We start from the raw sequence: 427 nt of genomic DNA, 5'->3' as shown, positions 1-427 counted from the left end.
GCTTAAAAAGGTCTTTACCGCGTTGACGACCATCCAGGTGATGACGCTGGCGATAAGCCCGTGCGCCCCGGCCAATAGCCCCACGAGCGCCACGCCGATGCAGAGGGTGATGACCGTCTCTTTGCCGCTGATATGGCCAAGATAGGCGTTTGCCATTCCAGCCCCTTCGCGCGCATAGCGCTGCCGGTACATGGCCAACACCATTGCCGTTCGCCCGACGATCGGCGCGCAGACCAGCAGCGCAAACAGGGTATTAACCGGAAGGTGGGCCAGGGAAATTACCGCAGCGACTTTGATAAGGATGCAGAATACGATGGCCAGACCGCCATAGGTTCCCAACCGGCTATCGCGCATAATCTCCAGCATCCGTTCGCGGGTGCGGGCAGAAAAGACGCCATCGCAGGTGTCCGCCAGACCGTCCAGATGA

The 427-nt window shown here is 60.0% G+C and carries 1 protein-coding gene; it reads right to left on the bottom strand.

The annotated features are described in order from the left end of the window. Nucleotides 1-427 (bottom strand): adenosylcobinamide-GDP ribazoletransferase (locus DOU50_RS00020; RefSeq protein ID WP_148768436.1); only part of this gene is annotated, 427 nt, incomplete at both ends.

The sequence above is a fragment of the Enterobacter sp. C6 genome, from assembly GCF_008122455.1.
Classification (GTDB): domain Bacteria; phylum Pseudomonadota; class Gammaproteobacteria; order Enterobacterales; family Enterobacteriaceae; genus Enterobacter; species Enterobacter pseudoroggenkampii.
The sequence above is the reverse complement of the archived record's forward strand: the minus strand, read 5'-3'. Positions and strand labels throughout refer to the sequence as shown.